The sequence below is a fragment of the Collinsella tanakaei genome, assembly GCF_016902615.1.
Taxonomy (GTDB): Bacteria; Actinomycetota; Coriobacteriia; order Coriobacteriales; family Coriobacteriaceae; genus Collinsella; species Collinsella tanakaei_A.
Window position 1 is genome coordinate 1 of record NZ_JACJMB010000032.1, and the last position, 20,929, is coordinate 20,929.

General features: G+C 66.1%; 17 protein-coding genes. 7 read left to right on the forward strand and 10 right to left on the reverse strand.

Annotated features, from left to right (window positions below):
• Positions 1-149: 149 nt before the first annotated feature.
• Positions 150-1,190 carry a GntG family PLP-dependent aldolase gene (locus tag H6A21_RS09065; protein ID WP_204562422.1) on the reverse strand — a complete coding sequence of 347 codons (1,041 nt, stop codon included), beginning with the start codon at positions 1,188-1,190 and terminating at the stop codon, positions 150-152.
• 510 nt (positions 1,191-1,700) lie between these two features.
• On the opposite strand from H6A21_RS09065, the gene H6A21_RS09070 reads away from it, so the two are divergent.
• From H6A21_RS09070 to H6A21_RS09095, 6 genes are all read left to right on the forward strand, one after another.
• Positions 1,701-3,236, forward strand: a complete 1,536-nt coding sequence (locus H6A21_RS09070; protein WP_204562423.1) for a 2-isopropylmalate synthase — start codon at positions 1,701-1,703, stop codon at positions 3,234-3,236.
• A gap of 48 nt (positions 3,237-3,284) precedes the next feature.
• Positions 3,285-4,550, forward strand: a complete 1,266-nt coding sequence (leuC, locus tag H6A21_RS09075; RefSeq protein ID WP_239462778.1) for a 3-isopropylmalate dehydratase large subunit — start codon at positions 3,285-3,287, stop codon at positions 4,548-4,550.
• 78 nt (positions 4,551-4,628) lie between these two features.
• Complete coding sequence (locus tag H6A21_RS09080; protein WP_204562424.1) at positions 4,629-5,123, forward strand: 3-isopropylmalate dehydratase small subunit; 495 nt, start codon at positions 4,629-4,631, stop codon at positions 5,121-5,123.
• 65 nt (positions 5,124-5,188) lie between these two features.
• Positions 5,189-6,298 (forward strand): 3-isopropylmalate dehydrogenase, encoded by a 1,110-nt coding sequence (gene leuB, locus H6A21_RS09085; RefSeq protein WP_342636094.1) that lies wholly within the window; start codon positions 5,189-5,191, stop codon positions 6,296-6,298.
• Between the two features lie 520 nt (positions 6,299-6,818).
• Positions 6,819-8,108, forward strand: a complete 1,290-nt coding sequence (locus H6A21_RS09090) for a helicase HerA-like domain-containing protein (RefSeq protein ID WP_204562426.1) — start codon at positions 6,819-6,821, stop codon at positions 8,106-8,108.
• Positions 8,044-8,409 carry a hypothetical protein gene (locus H6A21_RS09095; protein WP_204562427.1) on the forward strand — a complete coding sequence of 122 codons (366 nt, stop codon included), beginning with the start codon at positions 8,044-8,046 and terminating at the stop codon, positions 8,407-8,409. Before H6A21_RS09090 ends, H6A21_RS09095 begins: the two co-directional genes overlap by 65 nt.
• Before the next feature lie 75 nt (positions 8,410-8,484).
• Here H6A21_RS09095 and H6A21_RS09100 read toward each other — a convergent pair whose 3' ends face one another.
• From H6A21_RS09100 to asnS, 9 genes are all read right to left on the reverse strand, one after another.
• A complete protein-coding gene (locus H6A21_RS09100) occupies positions 8,485-9,267 on the reverse strand; it encodes a mechanosensitive ion channel family protein (RefSeq protein WP_204562428.1) in 783 nt (260 codons plus the stop codon).
• Between the two features lie 390 nt (positions 9,268-9,657).
• The gene (locus H6A21_RS09105; RefSeq protein WP_204562429.1) at positions 9,658-10,626 is read right to left on the reverse strand and encodes an acyl-CoA dehydratase activase; all 969 of its coding nucleotides are present in this window, start codon (positions 10,624-10,626) and stop codon (positions 9,658-9,660) included.
• Between the two features lie 24 nt (positions 10,627-10,650).
• Positions 10,651-11,904 (reverse strand): 2-hydroxyacyl-CoA dehydratase, encoded by a 1,254-nt coding sequence (locus H6A21_RS09110; protein ID WP_239462779.1) that lies wholly within the window; start codon positions 11,902-11,904, stop codon positions 10,651-10,653.
• Positions 11,897-12,928: an acyl-CoA dehydratase activase-related protein gene (locus tag H6A21_RS09115; RefSeq protein ID WP_204562430.1), complete on the reverse strand. Its 1,032-nt coding sequence runs from the start codon at positions 12,926-12,928 to the stop codon at positions 11,897-11,899. Before H6A21_RS09115 ends, H6A21_RS09110 begins: the two co-directional genes overlap by 8 nt.
• Before the next feature lie 132 nt (positions 12,929-13,060).
• The gene (locus tag H6A21_RS09120) at positions 13,061-13,855 is read right to left on the reverse strand and encodes an ABC transporter ATP-binding protein (RefSeq protein ID WP_204562431.1); all 795 of its coding nucleotides are present in this window, start codon (positions 13,853-13,855) and stop codon (positions 13,061-13,063) included.
• Between the two features lie 3 nt (positions 13,856-13,858).
• Positions 13,859-14,785 (reverse strand): ABC transporter permease, encoded by a 927-nt coding sequence (locus tag H6A21_RS09125; RefSeq protein ID WP_204562432.1) that lies wholly within the window; start codon positions 14,783-14,785, stop codon positions 13,859-13,861.
• Positions 14,786-14,984: 199 nt separating this feature from the next.
• Positions 14,985-16,022, reverse strand: a complete 1,038-nt coding sequence (locus H6A21_RS09130; RefSeq protein WP_204562433.1) for an ABC transporter substrate-binding protein — start codon at positions 16,020-16,022, stop codon at positions 14,985-14,987.
• A 198-nt stretch (positions 16,023-16,220) separates the two neighbouring features.
• Positions 16,221-17,228, reverse strand: a complete 1,008-nt coding sequence (locus H6A21_RS09135; RefSeq protein WP_204562434.1) for an ABC transporter substrate-binding protein — start codon at positions 17,226-17,228, stop codon at positions 16,221-16,223.
• Between the two features lie 356 nt (positions 17,229-17,584).
• Positions 17,585-18,988, reverse strand: a complete 1,404-nt coding sequence (asnS, locus tag H6A21_RS09140; protein ID WP_204562435.1) for an asparagine--tRNA ligase — start codon at positions 18,986-18,988, stop codon at positions 17,585-17,587.
• Between the two features lie 141 nt (positions 18,989-19,129).
• Here asnS and H6A21_RS09145 point away from each other — a divergent pair, with 141 nt between their 5' ends.
• On the forward strand, positions 19,130-20,872 hold the full coding sequence (locus H6A21_RS09145) for an ABC-ATPase domain-containing protein (RefSeq protein WP_204562436.1): 1,743 nt from the start codon (positions 19,130-19,132) through the stop codon (positions 20,870-20,872).
• Positions 20,873-20,929: the final 57 nt, after the last annotated feature.

Sequence of the window (20,929 nt, forward strand, 5' to 3'; positions counted from 1 at the left end):
GGCGAGGAGTGTGAGGGAGAGAAGCGCGCGAAGGTGCCGCGGCGGGACGAAGTGCACAGGGGAGGGCCCCTTGCTGCGCTGAGGGGCAAGCGCGGCACCGCGTGGGGCCGTCGGCGGTGCTATTGTGTGGGCCTGTGCGGTCGTGTGGCTTAAGCCAGGCTCGCTTCGATATCGGCGAGCACGCGCGCGGCCGCGCGGGCGTCGTCGGCCGTGATGCCACGGTAGAAGACGAGACGCACCAAGGTGCCCATGACGGGCTTGATGAGCAGACCGCGCTCGGCTGCAAGCTCGCAGTAGCGCGCAGCGTCGACACCGAGTGGCCACGGGTCGATGACGACGATGTTCGTGGAGACCGTGCCGACGATGGGCGTGCGCTTCAGGCTCGCGATGGCGTCCGCGCAGATGCGGGCGTGCTCGTGATCTTCCGCCAAGCGGTCGACCAAGTGGGTGAGCGCGAAGATGCCGGGCGCGGCGATGATGCCCGCCTGCCGCATGGCGCCGCCGAGCGCCTTGCGAGCGCGCCGCACGCGCAGGATGGTCTCCTGGTCGCCGCATACGAGCGAGCCGACAGGGGCGGAGAGTCCCTTCGACAGGCAGAACATGACGGTGTCGACCGGCTGGCAGAGCGTGGCGACATCGACGCCGAGCGCGACAGCGGCGTTGAAGATACGCGCGCCGTCCATATGGACGCGGACGCCGGCGGCGTGCGCCAGCTTAGCCACAGCGGAAAGACTCGTGGCGGAAAGGGGCGCGCCGCCGGCGAAGTTCAGCGTGTTCTCCACGCAGATAAGGTCGATGCCGCCCGCGGCAAGTGCGCACTCGATGTCGCCGAGCACGGGTGCGCCGTCAGCTTCGTGGCGGTACGTGCGCGCGACCATGCGCCCGAACGCGTCGTCGAACAGATAGGGCTCGCTCAGCATGAGGTGCTGCTGCTCGTCGACGAGCAGCGCAGATCCCGGGTGCACCTGCGCGAGCACGGCGGCGGTGTTGCCCATGGTGCCGGAGGGCACGAGGACCGCCGCCTCCTTGCCGGTGAGGTGCGCCGCCATATCCTCGAGCGCATTGACGGTCGAATCCTCGCCGCGCCCGAGCGCGTGGGTGCGGTCATCGTCGCCGAGCGGGGCGGAGAGGATGGTCGCGAGCATCTCGGGCGTGGGCTGGCTCAAGGTATCGCTGCGCAGGTCGATCACGGCGTCGCTCCTTTATACGTTCGGATGGGCGGACCATACCCCATTTGGGCGGCGGGGCCACGCGGGCCTTCTTGCATCCAAGTATGACTGACGATCGACCGGGACCGCCATAATCGAGAATTAACGAAGGAACCGTTCACCGGAAATTTGCCGAATTGCGCGCTTTAGTTTGCTACACTGCTCTACATTGCAGTAGCGGACAGCGTGCCGCACGCATGAAGTCGAAGGGATGGAACGCATGGCGATTCGGGAGCACAGCAGGGATACGCGCGCCTTCGCGCACGCTTCTGCTTCTTCTCTCAACCTAGCGCTCCTACTAGCCGCCTGTGCGCGCTAGGGTCCTTCGCGTTTTTTGATGGCATCCGCCAGCACCTGATAAGGCACCCCATCGCGCATCTGACCGACGCCTAGCAGGGCGTGACGCGCGACGGGGTGCTTCCTTTCGTTTCCGAAGCAAGCGAGCCGCCACCTCCTGCGGGCATGACAGGGCACACCTGACAGGAGGAACGTATGACCAGAAAGATCGCTATCTTCGACACCACCCTGCGCGACGGCGAGCAGTCGCCCGGCGCGAGCATGAATACCGAAGAGAAGCTCATCATCGCCCGCCAGCTCATCCGCATGAACGTCGACGTCATCGAGGCGGGCTTCCCCATCTCGAGCCCGGGCGACTTCAAGAGCGTGGCCGAGATCGGCCGCATCGCCGGCGACAAGTGCACGGTCTGCGGCCTCACCCGCGCGGTCGATAAGGACATCGAGGTGGCCGCCGAGGCGCTGAAGACCGCGAAGCGCCCGCGCATCCACACGGGCCTGGGCGTGTCCCCCTCGCATCTGCGCGACAAGCTGCATCTCACCGAGGATGAGGCGGTCGAGCGCGCGATCCACGCGGTCAAGCTCGCTCGCAACTTCGTGGACGACGTCGAGTTCTACGCCGAGGACGCGGGCCGCGCCGACCAGGACTTCCTCGTCCGCATCATCGAGGCCGCCGTCAAGGCGGGCGCCACGGTCGTGAACATTCCCGACACCACCGGGTACAACATGCCGTGGGACTTCGGTGCGCGCATCCGCGACCTCAACGAGCGCGTGGACGGCATCGAGAACGTGACCATCTCCGTCCATACGCACAACGACCTGGGCATGGCCACGGCGCTTGCGCTCGAGAGCGTCCGCAACGGCGCCACCCAGATCGAGTGCACCATCAACGGTCTCGGCGAGCGCGCGGGCAACACCTCGCTCGAAGAGGTCGTCATGGCCATCAAGATGCACGGCGACGAGCTCGATGCGCATACCGACATCGTGACGACCGAGCTCACGCACGCGAGCAAGCTTGTGAGCTCCATCACCGGCATCATGGTTCAGCCCAACAAGGCCATCGTGGGCGCGAACGCCTTCGCGCACTCCTCCGGCATCCACCAGGACGGCGTCCTGAAGGCGCGCGACACCTACGAGATCATCGATCCCGCCGACGTGGGCGCCGCCGGCTCGCAGATCATCCTGTCCGCTCGCTCCGGCCATGCGGCGCTGCGCCATCGTATGGCAGAGCTCGGCTACACGTTCAGCGATGATGAGTTTGAGGGCATCTACCAGGCATTCCTCGAGGTTGCCGACAAGAAGAAGGAAGTGTACGACGAGGACCTGGAGTCCATCGTGCACGAGCGCGAGCGCGTGAGCGCTGCCATCTGGACGCTCGGCGCGGTGCAGGTTTCCTGCGGCTTTCCGCTCACCCCGACGGCGACGCTCACCCTGGTGGACGAGGAGGGCGCCGAGCACACGGTGGCCGCCTACGGCACCGGTCCGGTGGACGCGGTCTACAAGGCCGTCGACCAGATCGTGGCTGTGGACAACGATCTGTCCGAGTTCGCCATCAAGGCCGTCACCCGCGGCATCGATGCGCTCGGCGAGGTGACGGTGCGCGTGACCGCTGCGAACGGCGAGGTCTACACCGGCCGCGGCAGCGACAACGATATCATCGTGTCCTCCACGAAGGCCTACATCAACGCGCTGAACCGTCTCATCTCCGACCAGCGCGAGACGGCTGCCGAATAGCCGACCAAAACCGTTTTGGATCTATCCGATTCCGAAGGAGTTCATCCCATGCCACGACCCATGACCGTAGCCGAGAAGATCCTGGCCGCTCACGCCGGCTTGGACGAGGTGCGCCCCGGGCAGCTCGTCGAATGCGACCTGGACATCGTGCTCGCCAACGACATCACCGCTCCCATCGCCATCGACGTGTTCCGCGAGCTCGGTGCCACCGAGGTGTTCGACCGCGACCGCGTGTGCCTCGTGCCCGATCACTACGCGCCGAACAAGGACATCAAGAGCGCCGAGCAGACCAAGAAGATGCGCGACTTCGCCCATGAGCAGAAGGTGACGCATTACTGGGAGCAGGGCTGCGCGGGCATCGAGCACGCGCTGCTGCCTGAGACCGGCACCGTCGTGCCGGGCGACCTGATAATTGGCGCCGACTCGCACACCTGCACCTACGGCGCGCTGGGCGCCTTCTCCACCGGCGTGGGCTCCACCGACGCCGGCGTGGGCCTCGCGACCGGCCGCGCCTGGTTCAAGGTCCCGCCGACCATCAAGTTCGTCATCGACGGCAAGCTCACTGACGGCGCTTCGGCCAAGGACGTCATCCTGCACATCATCGGCCTCATCGGCGTGGACGGCGCGCTGTACCAGGCCATGGAGTTCACCGGATCCACCATCCACAACATGTCGATGGAGGGCCGCATGACCATCTCGAACATGGCCATCGAGGCGGGCGGCAAGGCCGGCATCATGGAGGTCGACGATGTCGCGCGCGCCTGGCTCGACGGGCGCTGCCAGCGCGAGTACGTGGAGTACCACGCCGATCCGGACGCCGAGTACGCTCAGGTCATCCATATCGACGCGGCGGACATCAAGCCGTGCGTGTCGTGGCCGCACCTTCCCTCCAATACCCATCCGGTGAGCGAGTCCGGCCATATCACCATCGACCAGGCCGTCATCGGCAGCTGCACGAACGGTCGCATGGAGGACATGCGCGCCGCCGCTGAGGTCCTGCGCGGCCGCCATGTGAACGAGAACGTCCGCTGCATCGTCATCCCCGCGACGCAGGCCGTCTTCAAGCAGTGCATGCACGAGGGCATAGCCGACGTGTTCATCGACGCCGGCTGCGTGTTCTCGACGCCCACCTGCGGCCCGTGCCTGGGCGGCTACATGGGCATCCTCGCGGCGGGCGAGCGCTGCGTGTCCACCACGAACCGCAACTTCGTGGGCCGTATGGGCGACCCGACCTCCGAGGTCTACCTGGCGAGCCCGGCCGTCGCCGCCGCATCCGCCGTCGCCGGCCGCATCGTCGCCCCGTCCGACCTGTAACGATTCCGTGCCAGATGGGCCGGCCGCTCGATGCAGGCCGGCCCGCACGCGCGCACTTGAGATACGAAAGGATCCCTCATGCATTTCGAAGGCACCGTTTTCCGCTACGGGCGCGATGTCGACACCGATGTCATCATCCCGGCCCGTTACCTCAACAGCTCCGATCATGCGCACCTGGCGGCGCACGCCATGGAGGATTTGGACCCCACGTTCGCCTCCCGCGTGAAGCCCGGTGACATCATCGTCGCCGAGGAGAACTTCGGCTGCGGTTCGAGCCGCGAGCACGCGCCGGTGGCGATCAAGGCCGCGGGCGTGTCCTGCGTTATCGCCAAGAGCTTCGCGCGCATCTTCTATCGCAACGCCATCAACGTCGGCCTGGCCATCCTCGAGTGCCCGGAGGCCGTGGACGCCATCGCCGACGGCGCGAAGGTCGCCGTGGACACCGAGACGGGCACCATCACCAATCTCGACACCGGCGCCAAGTTCACCGCCGAGCCGTTCCCACCCTTTATCGCCGAGATCATCGAGGCGGGCGGTCTGGTCGAGCGCACCAAGAAGAACCTCGCGGGCTAGGGGCGCCCATGCCGCTCGACAACCCTTTTGCATCCGGTCCGAGTTCTATGAGTTGGAGTTGTAACGTGAAGAAGACGTACAAGATCTGCTGCCTGCCCGGTGATGGCATCGGGCCGGAGATCATCGCCGAGGGCGTCAAGGTGCTCTCGGCCGTGGGCGCGAAGTTCGGCGTGGACTTCGTATGCGAGGATGCGCTGATCGGCGGCGCCGCCATCGACGCGTGCGGCACGGCGCTGCCCGACGAGACGCTCGATGCGGCGCGCGCATCGGATGCCGTGCTGCTCGCTGCCGTGGGCGGCCCCAAGTGGGACACCACCGACCCCGCCGCCCCGCGCCCCGAGCAGGGCCTGCTGAAGATCCGCAAGGAGCTCGGCCTCTACACGAACCTGCGTCCCGTGCAGATCTTCTCGGCCCTCGCCGGGGCCTCGACGCTCAAGCCCGAGGTCATCGATGGCGTGGACATGATGATCGTGCGCGAGCTCACCGGCGGCCTGTATTTCGGGCGCCGCGAGCGCTTCTATGACGAGGAGGGCGCCGGCACGAACGGCGCGACCGGACAGCGCGCCTATGACACGCTCGAGTACCGCGAGTACGAGATCGAGCGCATCGCCCGTCAGGCCTTCGAGGCGGCGCGCAAGCGTCGCGGCAAGGTGACGAGCGTCGACAAGGCCAACGTGCTCGAGACGAGCCGCATGTGGCGCGAGATCGTGCATCGCATCGGCGCGGCGGAGTACCCGGACGTCGAGCTCGAGGACGTGCTCGTGGACAACGCTGCCATGCAGCTCATCAACCGTCCGGCCGACTTCGACGTCGTGGTGACCGAGAACATGTTCGGCGACATCCTGTCCGACGAGGCCGCGCAGATCACCGGGTCGCTCGGCATGCTCGCCTCGGCGAGCCTGGGCGACGGCGTGGCGCTCTACGAGCCGAGCCACGGCAGCGCGCCCGACATCGCCGGCCAGGGCATCGCCAACCCGCTTGCGCAGATCCTGTCGGTGGAGATGATGCTGCGCTACAGCTTCGACATGGGCGCCGCTGCCGACGCCGTCCGCGCGGCCGTGACCGCCGTGCTCGACGACGGCCTGCGCACGCGCGACATCGCCGATGCATCGACGCCCGCCGAGAACATCCTCGGCACCGCTGCGATGGGCGACGCCGTGGTGGCGCGCCTGTAGGGCAGCCTGCCGACCATTTTTCGCTATGCGGCGCCGTTGCCGGGGTTCGGCGGCGGCGCCGTTTTCGGTGTGCGGGGCGAGGTGCTACGAGCGATTGAGGCAGTCCTGCACACAGGAAAACACACGGTATATATTGTCTGAATACTTTCACCTTAAACTGCCAGATGTCTTCCTAAAGCATGCATAAAAACGTCCCGGCTTCCTATGGGCAAAATAGACGAATATCATTAAATATATACCGGGGTACGATTTATGGGTCAACATCGTCTACCATCTGGAGACCCTCAGCATTTCCGCAGGAAGCAAATGCGGAAATGCTGAGGGGTATGGCATGCATGGGGAAGAGGCGCCCAAAAATCGTACCCCGAACAATACGAGATATGTATTCATGGCAAATCGGCCGATGCCGATGGTTCCTGAACCGTTAATTGAGCGCGCAGAGGGTTGCCCGCGCGGCCCATCCGTTTCGTTATCGTAGGCACGATGGGAAAATCGAGTCAGCGCACAGCGCGGCTCCCGCATGATAAGGAAACGGAATGCTGCAGGACAATGCTATCTGGATGGAGTCGGAACCGGATCTGATACCAAGCACGTCAACCTGCTGCTTAAGCAGGCGAATCGCCACGGACTCATCGCGGGTACGTCCGGTACCGGCAAGACCGTGATGCTGAAGGTCATGGCCGAGGGCTTCAGCCATGCCGGCGCGCCCGTGTTCATGGCGGACGTAAAGGGCGATATCACGGGCATGTGCGAGGCGGGTGCGGACTCTTCTGACATGCGCGAGCGCATCGAGCGGTTTGGCATCGAGGACTGGAGCTATCAGGGCTGCCCGGTTCGCCTGTGGGACATGCACAGCGACCGGGGCATTCCGGTTCGCATCACGGTTTCCGATATGGGGCCGACCATGCTTTCCCGCCTGCTGGGGCTAACCGGAGTGCAGCAAGGCGTGCTCGATATCGTCTTTCGTGTCGCAGATGACAAGGGCATGCTGCTCATCGACCTCAAGGATCTGCGCGCCATGCTCAATTACGTGACTGAGCATGCCAAGGAGTACGAAACGACCTACGGAAAGGTGTCGAGCCAGTCGGTCGGTGCCATTCTGCGCGCGCTTCTGCCCATCGAGGACGAGGGCGGTGATGTGTTCTTTGGCGAGCCGGCGCTCGATCTCACCGATTGGTTTGCCTGCACACCGACCGGCGAGGGCTGCATCAACATCTTGAACGCAGCCGAGCTTATGCAAAGCCCGCGGGTGTACGCGATGTTTCTGCTGTGGATGCTTTCGGAGCTCTTCGACACGCTGCCCGAGGCGGGCGATCTCGAAAAGCCGAAGTTCGTGTTCTTCTTCGATGAGGCGCACCTGCTTTTCGATGACATGCCGACGGGGCTGGTCGACAAGGTCGTGCAGGTCGTCAAGTTGATTCGCTCGAAGGGTGTCGGGGTGTACTTCATCACGCAAAGCCCCTCGGACATACCGGATGAGGTGCTCGCGCAGCTCTCCAACCGGATCCAGCACGGTCTGCGCGCCTATACGCCGGCCGAGCAAAAGGCCGTGCGCGCCGCTGCAACCTCGTTTCGCGCGAATCCGGTATTCGACAGCGAGGAGGCACTTCTGGAACTGGGTACGGGCGAGGTGCTCGTATCACTGCTGAATGCGGATGGCCGGCCCGAGGTGGTCGGGCGCGCGAAGATTCTGCCGCCACAGTGCTCGGTGGCGGCGGCATCCGAGGCGTCGCTTGCGGATGCGCTTGACGCGTCGCGAGAGCTGCTGGAGAAATACGGACAGGCAATCGAAAAGCACGAGCGCTTTTGAGCAGCTTGAGGAGACGGCGGAGGCGGCGGCCGAGGCTGACAGGCTTGCTGCCGAGCGTGCGGCTCTCGAGAAGGAGAAGGCGGACCTTCAAGTTAAAGAGGCCAGGGAGGCCGAAAAGGCAGCGGCCAAAGTCGAACGCGAGGCCGCCCAGGAGGCGAAGCGCGCTGAGCGTGCACGCGAGAAGCAGCAGGAGCAGATGATGCGGGGTATCGGCAAGCTCACCATGTCCATCTTGGGGACGTTCGGACGAGAGGCGACCCGGCAGATCACGCGCAACCTGTTCGGCGGTCGCCGTCGGTAGGCGCCCCTGGCACAGACTTGTGAGCGCAAGCGGGCAACCGCGGATTCCGAAGGGCGCTGTCCCATGCGGGCGCGTTTACGCCATGCGGTCGGCGATGGCGCGCACGACGGCGTCGGCCGCAAGCGAGGTCTTGGAGGAGTCCTTTACCTGCATGACGATGGTGCCCTTGATACCGAGTTCGGTGATCTCGGAGAAGAAGACCTTCGGGCCGTCGACGATGGGGGAGACGGCGCTGGCGGCCGTGCGCGCCATGCCGATGAGCTCGTTCGCAAGTTCGTCCATCGAAAGGTTCTCGTTGGCGTCGTTTTTGTACCGGGGCACGGCGAAGGGGACCGTAACGCGGCTCGGGGGCAGCAGGTGCACGAGCGCGGTCGTCGAGATGACGGAGTTCGGCACGATGATGGTCTGGCCGAGCGAGTCCTTGATGGTGGTATGGCGCCAGCTGACATCCTGCACCACGCCGCTCTCCGAGCCGACCTCGATGTTGTCGCCGGGCTTGATGATACCCATGAACGTCATCTGCAGGCCGCCGATGAGGTTCGAGAGGGTGTCTTGGAAGCCGAGGGAGACAGCGATACCGCCGACGCCAAGGGCGGTGATGATTGCGTTCGCATTTTGCTTCCAGACGCTGTCGAGTATGATGCACGCGCCGACCGCCCAGATGACGGCGCGCACGATGTTGATGAGAATACTGGTGGTGGGCAGCTGGTTGTTGTCGCTGTTGAGCAGGTGACGCAGCGCCTTGGTTGCCACGCGAGAGATGGCGATGGTGATCAAGCCGAGCACGACGGTCCAGAAGATTCGGTGCACCAGCGGGTGCGAGAGCATCTTGAGTGCGCCGGCGATAAGCTCGTCCATGATCCTCCTACGTGCGGACGCGTCTGCATACGTTATAGATGGTTCCCATCTTTGGCGTGCGGCGTACATGCGATATGACGGAAACGGGGAATATCCACGCTCGACGGCGTATGGCGGAGGATGCGGCTCGGATGAAGCGGCGGGCAGAGTGGTCGCACGGGTGCCGACAACATGGATTTCCACCCGCTACGAACACGGGGCGTCCCGGTAGCGGCGAGGGACGTCCGAGCGACGGCGTCACGGCGCGTGAGTGGCGTACCCAAGCCGTGCGTGCTGCATGCCCCGACTACGGACGAAAGGAGCCGCCCGCTTGCGGCAGAACCAAAAGGGGCGCCGCACCCTCTTTCGGTGTGCGGCGCCCCAACGGACCCTTCTATACGAACCTGCCGCTTACGCGCGCGGCTTCACGCGGATGGCGCCGCGGTCGCAGCGGTTGCCCCACGAATCGATCAGATCGTCGTCCTTGTAGACGCAGATGATCTCGCAGCGGTTGGCGCAGTGGTTGCAGACGACCTCGCGCGTGCGAAACTCGAAGTCGTCCACGTCGAACGCGAAGGGCCGGCGCTTGGAGGCGGGGCCGTCGGCTGCCAGCAGCGCCGCACCGAAGGCTCCCATGAGATGGCCGTCGGGATCCACGAGGACCTCCATGCCAAGGGCGTCCTCGAAGGCGCGCACCACGCCGATGTTTTTCGACACGCCGCCCTGGAACACGACCGGCGCCACGATCTTTTTGCCCTTGCCCACGTTGTTCAGGTAGTTCGTCGCCACAGCGCGGCAGAGGCCCGCGATGATGTCCTCCTTGGAGTAACCGACCTGCAGCTTGTGCACTAGGTCGCTCTCAGCGAACACCGTGCAGCGGGCGGCGATGTTCGCCGGCTTCTTGCTCGACAGCGCGATGGCACCGAAGTCTTCGACCTCGACGCCCAGGCGATGCGCCTGGCTGGAGAGAAACGAGCCGGTGCCCGCGGCGCACAGCGTGTTCATGGCGTAGTCGACGGCGATGCCGCCTTCCACGCAGATGATCTTGGAGTCCTGTCCGCCGATCTCGAGGATGGTGCGGACGTTCGGGTGCAGGTAGGTGGTGCCCACGGCGTGCGCGGTGATCTCGTTTTTGATCACCTGCGCGCCGAGCATGGCACCCACCAGGCGACGGGCCGACCCGGTGGTGCCCACGGAGACGACCTGGATCTCGTTCGTGTCGATCTGCGCGGCGAGCTCGTCCACGACGCGGCGCGCGGCGTCGGTGGGGTTGCCCTCGGTCCACAGGTAGGAACGGGCGATGATGTTCTTGTCGGCGTCGATGATGACGCCTTTGGTGGAGATGGAGCCGGTGTCGACTCCCAGATACGCTTCGGTCATACGGGTCCTTTCTGGCGCGGGCGCCTAGCGCGCCTTGCGCATGGCGATCATGTCGTAGAACGCCTCGAGGCGGGTGTCGAGGCCGGTGTCGCTCGTCTGCGAGTCGTAGGAGAGGAAGAGCACCGGCACGTGGTAGTCGCGCGAGAGGCGCTGCAGCACGGGCATGACGTCGATCTCGGGCGTGCAGCCGGAGGACTTCAGGTGCACGATGCCGTCGAAGCCCTGCTCCATGTACTTTTTCGCCGACGCGATGGTCAGCGAGCTGGTGGGGCCCATGTCGTAGGTCACGTAGTCCGCGATGCTGCGACGCAGGTTGGGCTCGTTGTAGCGCAGATGGCGGCTCGTCATGTTGAGGTCGCGCGCGAGCTCGACGTGCATGGCGAGCAGCTTGTCCTCCAAATGAAGGTTGCTCGGCGCGTCCTGTGCGGTGAAGTACTCGCCCACGAGCCCCACGCGCACCGGGTCGGCGGGCTTATCGATCGGCAGCGCTTCGAGCTCGGCCATGCCGGAGCGGAACGCCTCGTCGATGTCGGCGGCGCTTGCGGCCTCGTTCATCTGGCGAAGGAAGCGAGCCCGGGCGGCGGCGAAGCTGCCGTGTTCGACTTCGAAACCCGCGCGGGCGAGGTAGGCGTCGTTATAGGTGTCGAGCTTCTCCACCATGCGGAAGCAGGCGAGCAGATTCGCCGCGCCCACAGGAACGGAGAGGTGCGGGTTCACGATGCGCTTGCAGTACGAGATGTACTCGCGCATCGAGCCGCTCGGCACGTTGGCGAAGTTCAGCATCTGGAAGTCGTAGCCCATGTCGCGCAGGATGGACTCCTGCAGCTCGCCGTAGTAGCCGAGGCGGCAGGGACCCGTGAACTGCATGAGGACGTCGGCACCGGCGTCGAGCGCCTCGATGTAGGCGCCCATGATGTGCTTGAACGGCGCGCAGACGTAGTCGTTGCTGTGCTGCGAGCCGATCTCGAGCGTGCGGCGCGTGGGTTCGCCCATGTCGAGGTACTCCGCGTTCAGCACATGCTCGATGAAGAACTTGAAGACCGGGCCGTAGTAGCTGTAGTGGAAAAACGCCACGCGCTTTGTGGTGTGGTGGCGATCGGCGCGGCGGTCGCGCTGGGCGCGCGCACGGCCGCGGCGGTCCCTGTCGGCGCCCTTGCCGAACAGGCCGCGGCGCTCGCCGGGCTCGATGGCGATGCGCGCCGGCGCTTCGGGCGAGACGGTGCGGTGCAGGGTATCGTCGGCGCCCTCGCCGGTCTGCATCAGTGGGGTCTTAGGCATGCAGGTAGCCTCCCTTGTGCTGGTAGCGAAGGATATCGACGAAGCTCTCGATGCGCGTCTCGACGCCGGCGGTGCCGGACTGCGCGTCGACGGTGAGCGCCAAGATCGGCTTGCCGTGGATGCAGCGCTGGATGGCGTCGTCGGTCATAGAGTCCGGGCCGCAGGGGAACGCGCTCATGATGACGATGCCGTCGACGTGGTCGTGAAGGGCAAGGATGGCGCCCACGATCTCACGGTTGACGATCCAGGGCAGGGTGGCGGAGAACTCGAAGCTCTTCTTGTAGGCACGCTCGTGGTCGAACTCATCGGCGAAGATCACCTCGGCGCCGGCTGCGCGCAGGGCGTCCTCCACCGCGCCGCCCACGAAGGGGTCGTGCGCCACATAGGGGTGCGCGGCGATGAGGATGGTGAGCGGGCGCTCGGCGGCGGGCAGGCGCTCGATGCTCGCGAGCAGTTCCTGCTGGGCATGGGCGAGCGCCTCCTCGGCGCGGGCCTGCTCGCGCTCCGCGGCGCGGAAGGCCGCCTTGGCCTCCTTTGGGCGCGCGCCCAGACGGCAGCCGAGCGCGATGAAGCCGTCGCGCATGCTCACGCCGGCGTCCAGCGAGTCGGCCAGACAGGAGAGGATGCGCGGCCGGCGCTCGACCAGCGAGTTCGCCACGAGGTCGGGGAGCGCTTGGAACTTCGTGCAGAAGTGCTTGAGGGTACCGAGGTTGCCGACGCTCGGGATGAAGAGGGCGTCGATGGGGGTTGGGGCGCCCGTGGCGTCGAGCCCCTGGCCGTCGATGAGCGCCAGAACGTGGCCCATGTAGAGCTTCGAGACAAGGCAGCACTCGTCGACCGAGGCCGCGTCGCCCGCGGTGAAGGTGGCGCGCGTCGACGGCGCGTCGACGACGACGGTTTTGCCGAGGCGTTCGAAGAACGTGCGCCACAGGACATGGTAGCGATAGTACAGAAGGCCGCGCGGGATGCCGATGGTCAAAACATCGTTCGCATCGGCGCGTGGGTGCAGGTCGATTTTCGACATAAGCCTCCTTGTTGGTAACATATAGCTCACCAGTATAGCGCTTAAGCGCCGCCTGCCGCGCCTGTCCTCCCCCAAACGAAAACGGCCCCGACAGGGTCGGGGCCGGATCGCAGCGACGATATGCGGAAGCGCCTAGCTCAGCAGCATGCGGTCGTTCGCGAACTCGCCGCCGGAGACCTCCTCGAACTTCTGGAGCAGGTCCGCGACGGTCAGGGCCTTCTTCTCGGCGCCGGCCACGTCGTAGATGATGTGGCCCTCATGCATCATGATGAGGCGGTTGCCCAGGCGGATGGCGTCGTTCATGTTGTGCGTGACCATGAGGGTGGTCAGGTGATGCTCGTCCACGATCTTCTCGGTGAGGGCGAGAACCTTGGCGGCCGTCTTGGGGTCGAGGGCCGCGGTGTGCTCGTCGAGCAGCAGCAGCTTCGGCTCGGTGAGGGTGGCCATGAGCAGGGTCAGCGCCTGGCGCTGGCCGCCCGAAAGCAGGCCGACCTTGCTCGTCGGGCGCTTCTCGAGGCCAAGGCCGAGCTCCGCCAGGCGCTCGGTGTACTCTTCCTTCTCGGCCTTCGTGACGCCCCAGGCGAGCGTGCGGGTCTTGCCGCGGCGCTTCGCCAGCGCGAGGTTCTCGATGATCTGCATGTCGGAGGCGGTGCCCATCATGGGGTCTTGGAACACGCGGCCGAGGTACTTGGCGCGTGCGGGCTCGGAGAGCAGCGAGATGTCCTTGCCGTCGAGCTCGATGACGCCCGAGTCGATGGGGTAGACGCCCGCGATCATGTTCATCAGGGTGGACTTGCCGGCGCCGTTGCCGCCGATGACGGTGACGAAGTCACCGGGGGCCAGATGCAGGTTCACATCGACAAGCGCCCGCTTCTCGTTGATGGTGCCGGCGTTGAAGGTCTTGCAGACATGGGAGATCTTCAGCATGGCCTAGCGCCCCCCTTCGGTGCGTGCGGCTCGGGTATAGGACCGCTTGAGCTGGTACTTCTCCCATACGACGGGGATGCACAGGGCGAGCGCCACGATGATGGCGGACAGGAGCTTCATGTCGTTGGCGTCCATGCCCATCTGCAGCACGAAGGCGCGGATGAGGAAGTAGACGACCGAGCCCACCACGGCGGCGGTGAGGCGGCTGCCGAACGCGCGGAGCTTGCCGGGGGTGAGGCGGCCGAGCACCTCGCCGATGACGATGGCGGCAAGGCCGATGACGATGGCGCCGGTGCCCATGCCGATGTCGGCGTACTTCTGGCTCTCGCAGATCAGGCCGCCGGAGAGGCCGACGAGGCCGTTGGAGAGCATGAGGGCGATCATCTTGGTGACCTTGGTGTTGACGCCGAGCGCGCGGACCATGGCCTCGTTGTTGCCGGTGGCGCGGCAGGCGGAACCGATCTCGGTGCCGAAGAACCAGTAGAGCGCGGCGATGATCACGACGGCCACGATGAGGCCGACGATGATCGAGGCGACGTTCGTGGAGAGGCCGGTCATGTCGGTCACCTGCGAGAAGATGGTGTCGTTTTTCAGCAGCGGCGTGTTGGACTTGCCCATGATGCGCAGGTTGATGGACCACAGTCCGATCTGCGTGAGGATACCGGCGAGGATGGCCGGAATCTCGAACACGGTGTGCAGAAAGCCGGTGACCGCGCCGGCGATCATGCCGGCGACCATGGCGGCGAGAATGGCGAGCAGCGGGTTGACGCCGCTCACGACGAGCACGGCGCAGACGCAGCCGCCGAGCGCGAAGCTGCCGTCGACCGTCAGGTCGGCGATGTCGAGCAGCTTGTAGGTGATGAACACGCCGAGGACCATAATGCCCCAGAGAATGCCCTGGGATACGGCGCCAAGTAGGGCGAGGCCCATATCGTCTCCTCCTTTGTATCGAAAGCCAAATGGACCCCAGCGCGGTTCGCCGGGGTCCATCGTGGGAACGATGCAGATACATCGGAACAGTCTATCACGGCCCGCCTGGCATGAGGGTACGATGACCCTGCGAAATGCGGCGGAAACGTGGGCTTGAGGTGCCCGGGGAACCCGAGCGCGCGGGTGCGGCAGGCGAGCCTTACGCGCTCACGTCCGTGCCGCCCTCGTCCGCGAGCGCGGAGACGTCGATGCCGAGCTCGTCGGCGGTCTGCTGGTTGTAGACCAGGTCGCAATCCTCGGCGCTCATCTGCTCGACGGCCATCTCGGCGGGGTCGGCGCCCTCGGTGAGGATCTCCACGGCCATCTCGCCGGCCCGATAGCCCAGCTCCTCGTAGTTGATGGAGATGCTTGCGAGCGCGCCGTTCTCCACCATGCCGACCTCGCCCACGATCGTGGGGATCTTAGCCTCGTTGAGGACCATGGACACGGTCGCCATACCGGCCGAGATGGTGTTGTCGGTGGGGATGTAGACGGCGTCGACCTTGCCGGGGAGCGACTCGCAGACCTGCTGGATCTCGTTGGAGCTCGACACGGTGCAGCGCTCGTGGGCGATACCCAGACGGTCCAGCTCCTCTTCAGCCAAGGCGACCTGGATATCGGAGTTGGACTCGGCGGTGCAGTAGAGCAGGCCCACGGTTTTGGCGTCGGGGACGAGCTGCTGGAGCAGGTCGATCTGGTCGACTACCGGGTTCATGTCCGAGGTGCCCGTGACGTTGCCGCCCGGCGCGTCGTTGTCCTCCACCAGGTCGGAGGCGGCGAAGTCGGTTATGGCGGTGCCGAGCACGGGAATGTCGGTCGTGGCGCCCGCGACGGCCTGCGCGGCCGGCGTGCCGATGGCGAGGATGAGGTCGCAGCCGTCGTTCACGAGCGTGTTCGCGATGGTCTGGCAGGCGGACTGGTCGTTCTGGGCGTTCTGCTGCTCGATTTCGTAGGAGATGCCCGAGTCGTCGAGCGCCTTGACGAAGCCGGTGTTCGCGGCGTCGAGGGCGGCGTGCTCGGTGAGCTGCAGCACGCCGATCTTGTAGGTGGTGCCGTCGCCGGAGGCCGTGGCGGAGCCTGCGGACTCGGCCGTATTGTCGCTGCAGCCAGTAAGACCGAGGGAGGCGCCGAAGGCGAGGGCGGCGCCGCCGGCGAGGCTGCGCGCGAGGGTGCGACGGGTGATGACGATGGGTTCCATGGGAGCTCCTTTGCGGACTGGAATGAGGCTTGCGGTTTAGGATACACGGGGCGGGGCCGCGAGGGTAGGGCGTCGTCCCCGTTCCCGTATGGACTGATGCTTGAGGCGCGCGATAGCAAAAGAGGCGCTGCACGCGGTGGGCCTCGCTGGCCCGAACCGCACGCAGCGCCTCCTCAAAAGGTGTACGCGTGCGGCAGGCTACACGATCTCGGCGCCCTCGAGGCCCGAGATGTCGATGCCGAGTGCGTCAGCCGTGTCCCGGTTCACGATGAGGGAGCACTCGTCGCTCGACAGGTAGGTGATGGGCATCTCGGCGGGGTCGGCACCCTCGGTGAGTATCTCGACGGCCATCTCGCCGGCCTTATAGCCCAAGTCGTAGTAGTTGATGGAATAGGAGGCAAGACCGCCGTCCTCGACCATGGTGTCGCAGCCGACGATGACGGGCAGGCTGTTGTCGTTGGCGACCATGGAGACCGTCGCCATGCCGGCGGCGATGGTGTTGTCAGTCGGCGCGTAGATGGCGTCGACCTTGCCGACCATGGACTCGACCATCTGCTGGATCTCGTTGGAGCTGGAGATCGAGTAGCGCTCGTGGGCGATGCCGGCGGCGTCGAGGGCCTCCTCGGCCATCTTGACCTGGACCTCGGAGTTGGACTCGGCGGAGCAATACAGGATGCCGACGGTCTTGGCGTCGGGGATCAACTGCTGCAGAAGCTCGATCTGGTCGGCGACCGGCGTGAGGTCAGAGGAGCCGGTCACGTTGCCGCCGGGCTCCTCGTTGCTGGCAACGAGGCCGCTTTCGGCGTAGTCGGTGATGGCGGAGCCCACGATGGGGATGTCGCTCGTGGCGCCCGCGACGGCCTGCGCGGCCGGTGTGCCGATGGCGTAGATGAGGTCGTCGCCGTCGTTGACGAGCTTGGCGGCGATGGTCTGGCAGGCGGACTGGTCGTTTTGCGCGTTCTGCTGGTCGATGTCGGTGCTGAGGCCGGCGTCGTCGAGCGCGGCGACGAAGCCCTCGTTGGCCTGGTCGAGCGCGCCGTGCTCGGTGAGCTGCAGCACGCCGATCTTATAGGTGGTGCCGTCGCTGCCGGTGGACGCGGAGCTCGTGCTGCCGGCAGCGTTGTCGCCACTGCCGCCGCAGGCGGCCAGCGCCAACGCGAGCGTGCCCGCCACGAGAGCGGAGCCGATGGTCTTGAGCCGTTTCATGAATCGACCTTCCCTTTCTATCGAGCAGCCCTGCGGGCTCGCGCCTGCGGGCCGGCGCGCCGCGTATCGGGCGCGGCGTCATATTTGGTGAGTAGGGCACCATGATAGGAGGGCTGCAAAAAGCGCCCCACCCGTCGATCCCGTCGGTTACAGAGTGTTAATCTTGCACATCGCTGAGCGGCCCTGCCGCATCCGTCTACCGATATTGTCCTCATGGGGGACGGGGTAGTTTGGTGCCATGCTGCGCCGCCCGGCGCAGCATGGCACCAAACTACCCCGTCCCCCATGAGGACAAGAGGGGCCGATCTCATCGAGACCGGCCCCTCGGCTGCACGCTGGATTGGATGCGTTTTCGTTTAGAACTCGGCGTTGCCGACGGTGCGCGGGTGCGGGATGACGTCGCGGATGTTGCCCACGCCGGTGAGGTACATCACGAGGCGCTCGAATCCCAAGCCGAAGCCGGCGTGCTTGCAGGTGCCGAAGCGGCGCAGGTCCAGATAATACTTGTACTGGCTCGCGTCCATACCGAGCTCGGCGATGCGGCGCTCGAGCACGTCCAGGCGCTCCTCGCGCTGAGAGCCGCCGATGATCTCGCCGATGCCGGGCACGAGGCAGTCCGCAGCGGCGACGGTCTTGCCATCGTCGTTCAGGCGCATGTAGAACGCCTTGATCTCCGCAGGGTAGTCGGTCACGAACGTCGGGCACTTGAAGTGCTCCTCGGTCAGGAAGCGCTCGTGCTCGGTCTGCAGGTCGATGCCCCAGCTCACCGGGTACTCGAATGTGTGGCCGGCGGCGACCGCGGCCTCGAGGATCTCGATGGCCTCGGTGTAGGTGACGCGGGCGAAATCGGAGGTGGCGACATGCGTGAGACGGGCGATGAGGCCCTTGTCGACGAACTTGTTGAGCATGTTCAGCTCGTCGGGGCACTTCTCCATGACGTCGGTGATGACGTACTTGAGCATGGCCTCGGCGAGGTCCATGTCGTCGGCGAGGTCGGCGAAGGCGATCTCGGGCTCGATCATCCAGAACTCGGCGGCGTGGCGCGTGGTGTTGGAGTTCTCGGCGCGAAACGTCGGGCCGAACGTGTAGACGTCGCCGAACGCCATGGCGAAGTTCTCGGCGTTGAGCTGGCCGGACACGGTCAGGCTCGCGGCCTTGCCGAAGAAGTCCTGGCTCCAATCGACCTCGCCGGCATCGGTCAGCGGGGTGTGCGCCGGATCGAACGTGGTGACGCGGAACATCTCGCCGGCGCCCTCGCAGTCGCTCGTGGTGATGATCGGCGTGTTCACGTACACGAAGCCGCGGTCCTGGAAGAAGCGGTGGATGGCCGCCGCCGCGACGGAGCGGATGCGGAAGACGGCACGGAACAGGTTCGTGCGCGGGCGCAGGTGCTGCTGCGTGCGGAGGAACTCGACCGTGGCGCGCTTCTTCTGCAGCGGGTAGTCGGGGGCCGACGTGCCTTCGACCTCGATGGTCTCGGCGGCAAGCTCGAAGGGCTGCGGCGCATCGGGGGTGAGCTTGAGCGTACCCGTGGCGATGAGTGCGGCGGAGACGTTCTGGTGGGCGATCTCGTCGTAGTTGGCGAGCTCATCGCGGTTCATGACGATCTGCAGGTCCTTGAAGCAGCTGCCGTCGTTCAGCGTGACGAAGCCGAAGTTCTTCATGTCGCGGACGGACTTGACCCATCCGGCGACGGTGACGCGGCTGCCGCCGAGCGCCTCGGCGTCGGCAAAGAGCTGGGCGATCTTGGTACGGTTCATGGATGCCCCTGTTCGTAGGTGATAGGTATGTATAAATCGCCCACCATGATAGCAGGGCGCCCCGATGGGGTCAGTGGAAATGGGATGCACCCGCGCGATAATGGGGCGCAGATGAGAATGGGTCATGGATGGGAGCGGCAGATGAAGACGGAGCGCGACCTGCGCCGACAGCTCGAGGCGATCGATCGGCGGGGCTACCCGGCATATAAGAGCCTGCGCGGCGCATACGACATGGGGGACTTCACGCTGTCGATCGACCGCGTGCAGGGCGACCCCTTCGCCGCGCCCTCGCGCGCAAGCGTAAAGCTGAGCGCTGCCCAGGCGGGCATCCCCATAGATTTGGTGGATGCACCGCACCGGCGCGTCGCCGTGGAGGACAGCCTGATCAGGCGCTTTGCGCGCGAGGCGGCCCGCGTATCGTTTTCGGTGCACGGCTCGGGGAAAAGCGGGCTTATCGCCACGAGCGACCCGGGGCCGGAGGTGCTTGCGCGCTCTGCCTGCGAGGTGGGTGCGGACGGTAGCGTGATTCTGCGCCTCGAGGTCGGGTTCCCCGCCCGTGGGCGCACTGTCGAGGCGCGCGGCCTTGCGCGCATGCTGTGCGAGCTTGTGCCCGCCTGCGTGGAGCGGGCGCTCGTCTGCGACCGCCGGGCGCGCGTGGAGCTCGGTCGCGCGGTCGAGCTTGCCGACGACCAGCACGCCATCCGCGATGAGCTCGAGCGCCGCGGGCTGGTGGCGTTCGTGGCGGACGGCTCGGTGCTGCCGCGCGCCGGCGGCGCCTCGTCGGCGCCCATGGAAGATGCGCGCCCCTTCGCCTCTCCTGCGAGCCTGCGCGTCGAGCTGGACCTGCCGCATCGCGGGCGCGTGGCGGGCATGGGTATCCGCCGCGGCATCACCTTGATCGTGGGCGGCGGCTACCACGGCAAGTCGACGCTGCTGCGGGCACTGCAGGAGGGTGTGTACGACCATGTCGCCGGCGACGGCCGCGAGCTCGTGATCACGGATGCCGCAGCGGTGAAGCTGCGCGCGGAGGACGGGCGGCCGGTGCACGCCGTGAACGTCTCGCCGTTCATCGCCTGCCTGCCGGATGGACGCGACACCAGCCGTTTCTCAACGGACGATGCGAGCGGCAGCACCTCCCAGGCGGCGTCGGTCATCGAGGCGCTCGAGGCGGGGTGCCGCACGCTTTTGGTGGACGAGGACACCTCGGCCACGAACTTCATGGTGCGCGATGCGCTGATGGAGGCGGTCGTGGCGCGCGAGAGCGAGCCCATCACGCCGTTTGTGGAGCGCGTGCGCGATATGTGGGAGCGTTCGGGCGTGAGCTGCGTGATCGTGGCGGGAAGCTCCGGCGCGTTCTTCACGGTTGCCGATACAGTGGTCCAGATGGAGCGCTACGAGCCGCGTGACATCACGGACCGGGCGCGCGAGGCGTGCCGTGCGCACGGGGTGGGTGCCGCATGCGCCGCGCGACCGTACGTGCTGCCCACGAGTTTCCGGCCGGTTCCCGATGTCGTGCGCCGCTCGTGTGCAGCGCCGCCTGCCCGCCGCGGTCGGAAAGGGGAGGCGCCGCGCGAGGAGCGCCTCAAGGTGCGCGTGCGCGGGCTGGACGAGTTTGCCGTCGGCGCCGGCATGGCGGACGTGCGCGCAATCGAGCAGCTGGTCGATCCGGAGCAGACTGCAGCGCTCGCCCAGCTCGTGCGCGTCGCGGCGCGGCGCGGCCTCCTCGACGGGTCGCGCGCCCTCGCCGATGTCGTCGCCGAGCTGTTTGACGCCGTGCGGACGCGCGGCTGGTCGGTGCTGGCCGAGCACGGCGAGGTCTCCTGCGGCCTTGCGCTGCCGCGACCTCAAGAGCTTTTCGCCTGCTTGAACCGCTGGCGCGGGTAGTGTCCTCATCCGGGACGGGGTGGTTTGGTGCCGCTCTGCGCCCGGCCGGGCGCAGAG

Bases quoted from the DNA above. Each gene is read 5' to 3' on its own strand.
- H6A21_RS09130 (WP_204562433.1), bottom strand. From the start codon at position 16,022: ATGGAACCCATCGTCATCACCCGTCGCACCCTCGCGCGCAGCCTCGCC.
- H6A21_RS09110 (WP_239462779.1), bottom strand. From the start codon at position 11,904: ATGCCTAAGACCCCACTGATGCAGACCGGCGAGGGCGCCGACGATACC.
- H6A21_RS09120 (WP_204562431.1), bottom strand. From the start codon at position 13,855: ATGCTGAAGATCTCCCATGTCTGCAAGACCTTCAACGCCGGCACCATC.
- H6A21_RS09105 (WP_204562429.1), bottom strand. From the start codon at position 10,626: ATGACCGAAGCGTATCTGGGAGTCGACACCGGCTCCATCTCCACCAAA.
- H6A21_RS09115 (WP_204562430.1), bottom strand. From the start codon at position 12,928: ATGTCGAAAATCGACCTGCACCCACGCGCCGATGCGAACGATGTTTTG.
- H6A21_RS09125 (WP_204562432.1), bottom strand. From the start codon at position 14,785: ATGGGCCTCGCCCTACTTGGCGCCGTATCCCAGGGCATTCTCTGGGGC.
- H6A21_RS09080 (WP_204562424.1), top strand. From the start codon at position 4,629: ATGCATTTCGAAGGCACCGTTTTCCGCTACGGGCGCGATGTCGACACC.
- H6A21_RS09135 (WP_204562434.1), bottom strand. From the start codon at position 17,228: ATGAAACGGCTCAAGACCATCGGCTCCGCTCTCGTGGCGGGCACGCTC.
- H6A21_RS09100 (WP_204562428.1), bottom strand. From the start codon at position 9,267: ATGGACGAGCTTATCGCCGGCGCACTCAAGATGCTCTCGCACCCGCTG.
- H6A21_RS09070 (WP_204562423.1), top strand. From the start codon at position 1,701: ATGACCAGAAAGATCGCTATCTTCGACACCACCCTGCGCGACGGCGAG.
- leuC (WP_239462778.1), top strand. From the start codon at position 3,285: ATGCCACGACCCATGACCGTAGCCGAGAAGATCCTGGCCGCTCACGCC.
- H6A21_RS09145 (WP_204562436.1), top strand. From the start codon at position 19,130: ATGAAGACGGAGCGCGACCTGCGCCGACAGCTCGAGGCGATCGATCGG.
- H6A21_RS09090 (WP_204562426.1), top strand. From the start codon at position 6,819: ATGATAAGGAAACGGAATGCTGCAGGACAATGCTATCTGGATGGAGTC.
- asnS (WP_204562435.1), bottom strand. From the start codon at position 18,988: ATGAACCGTACCAAGATCGCCCAGCTCTTTGCCGACGCCGAGGCGCTC.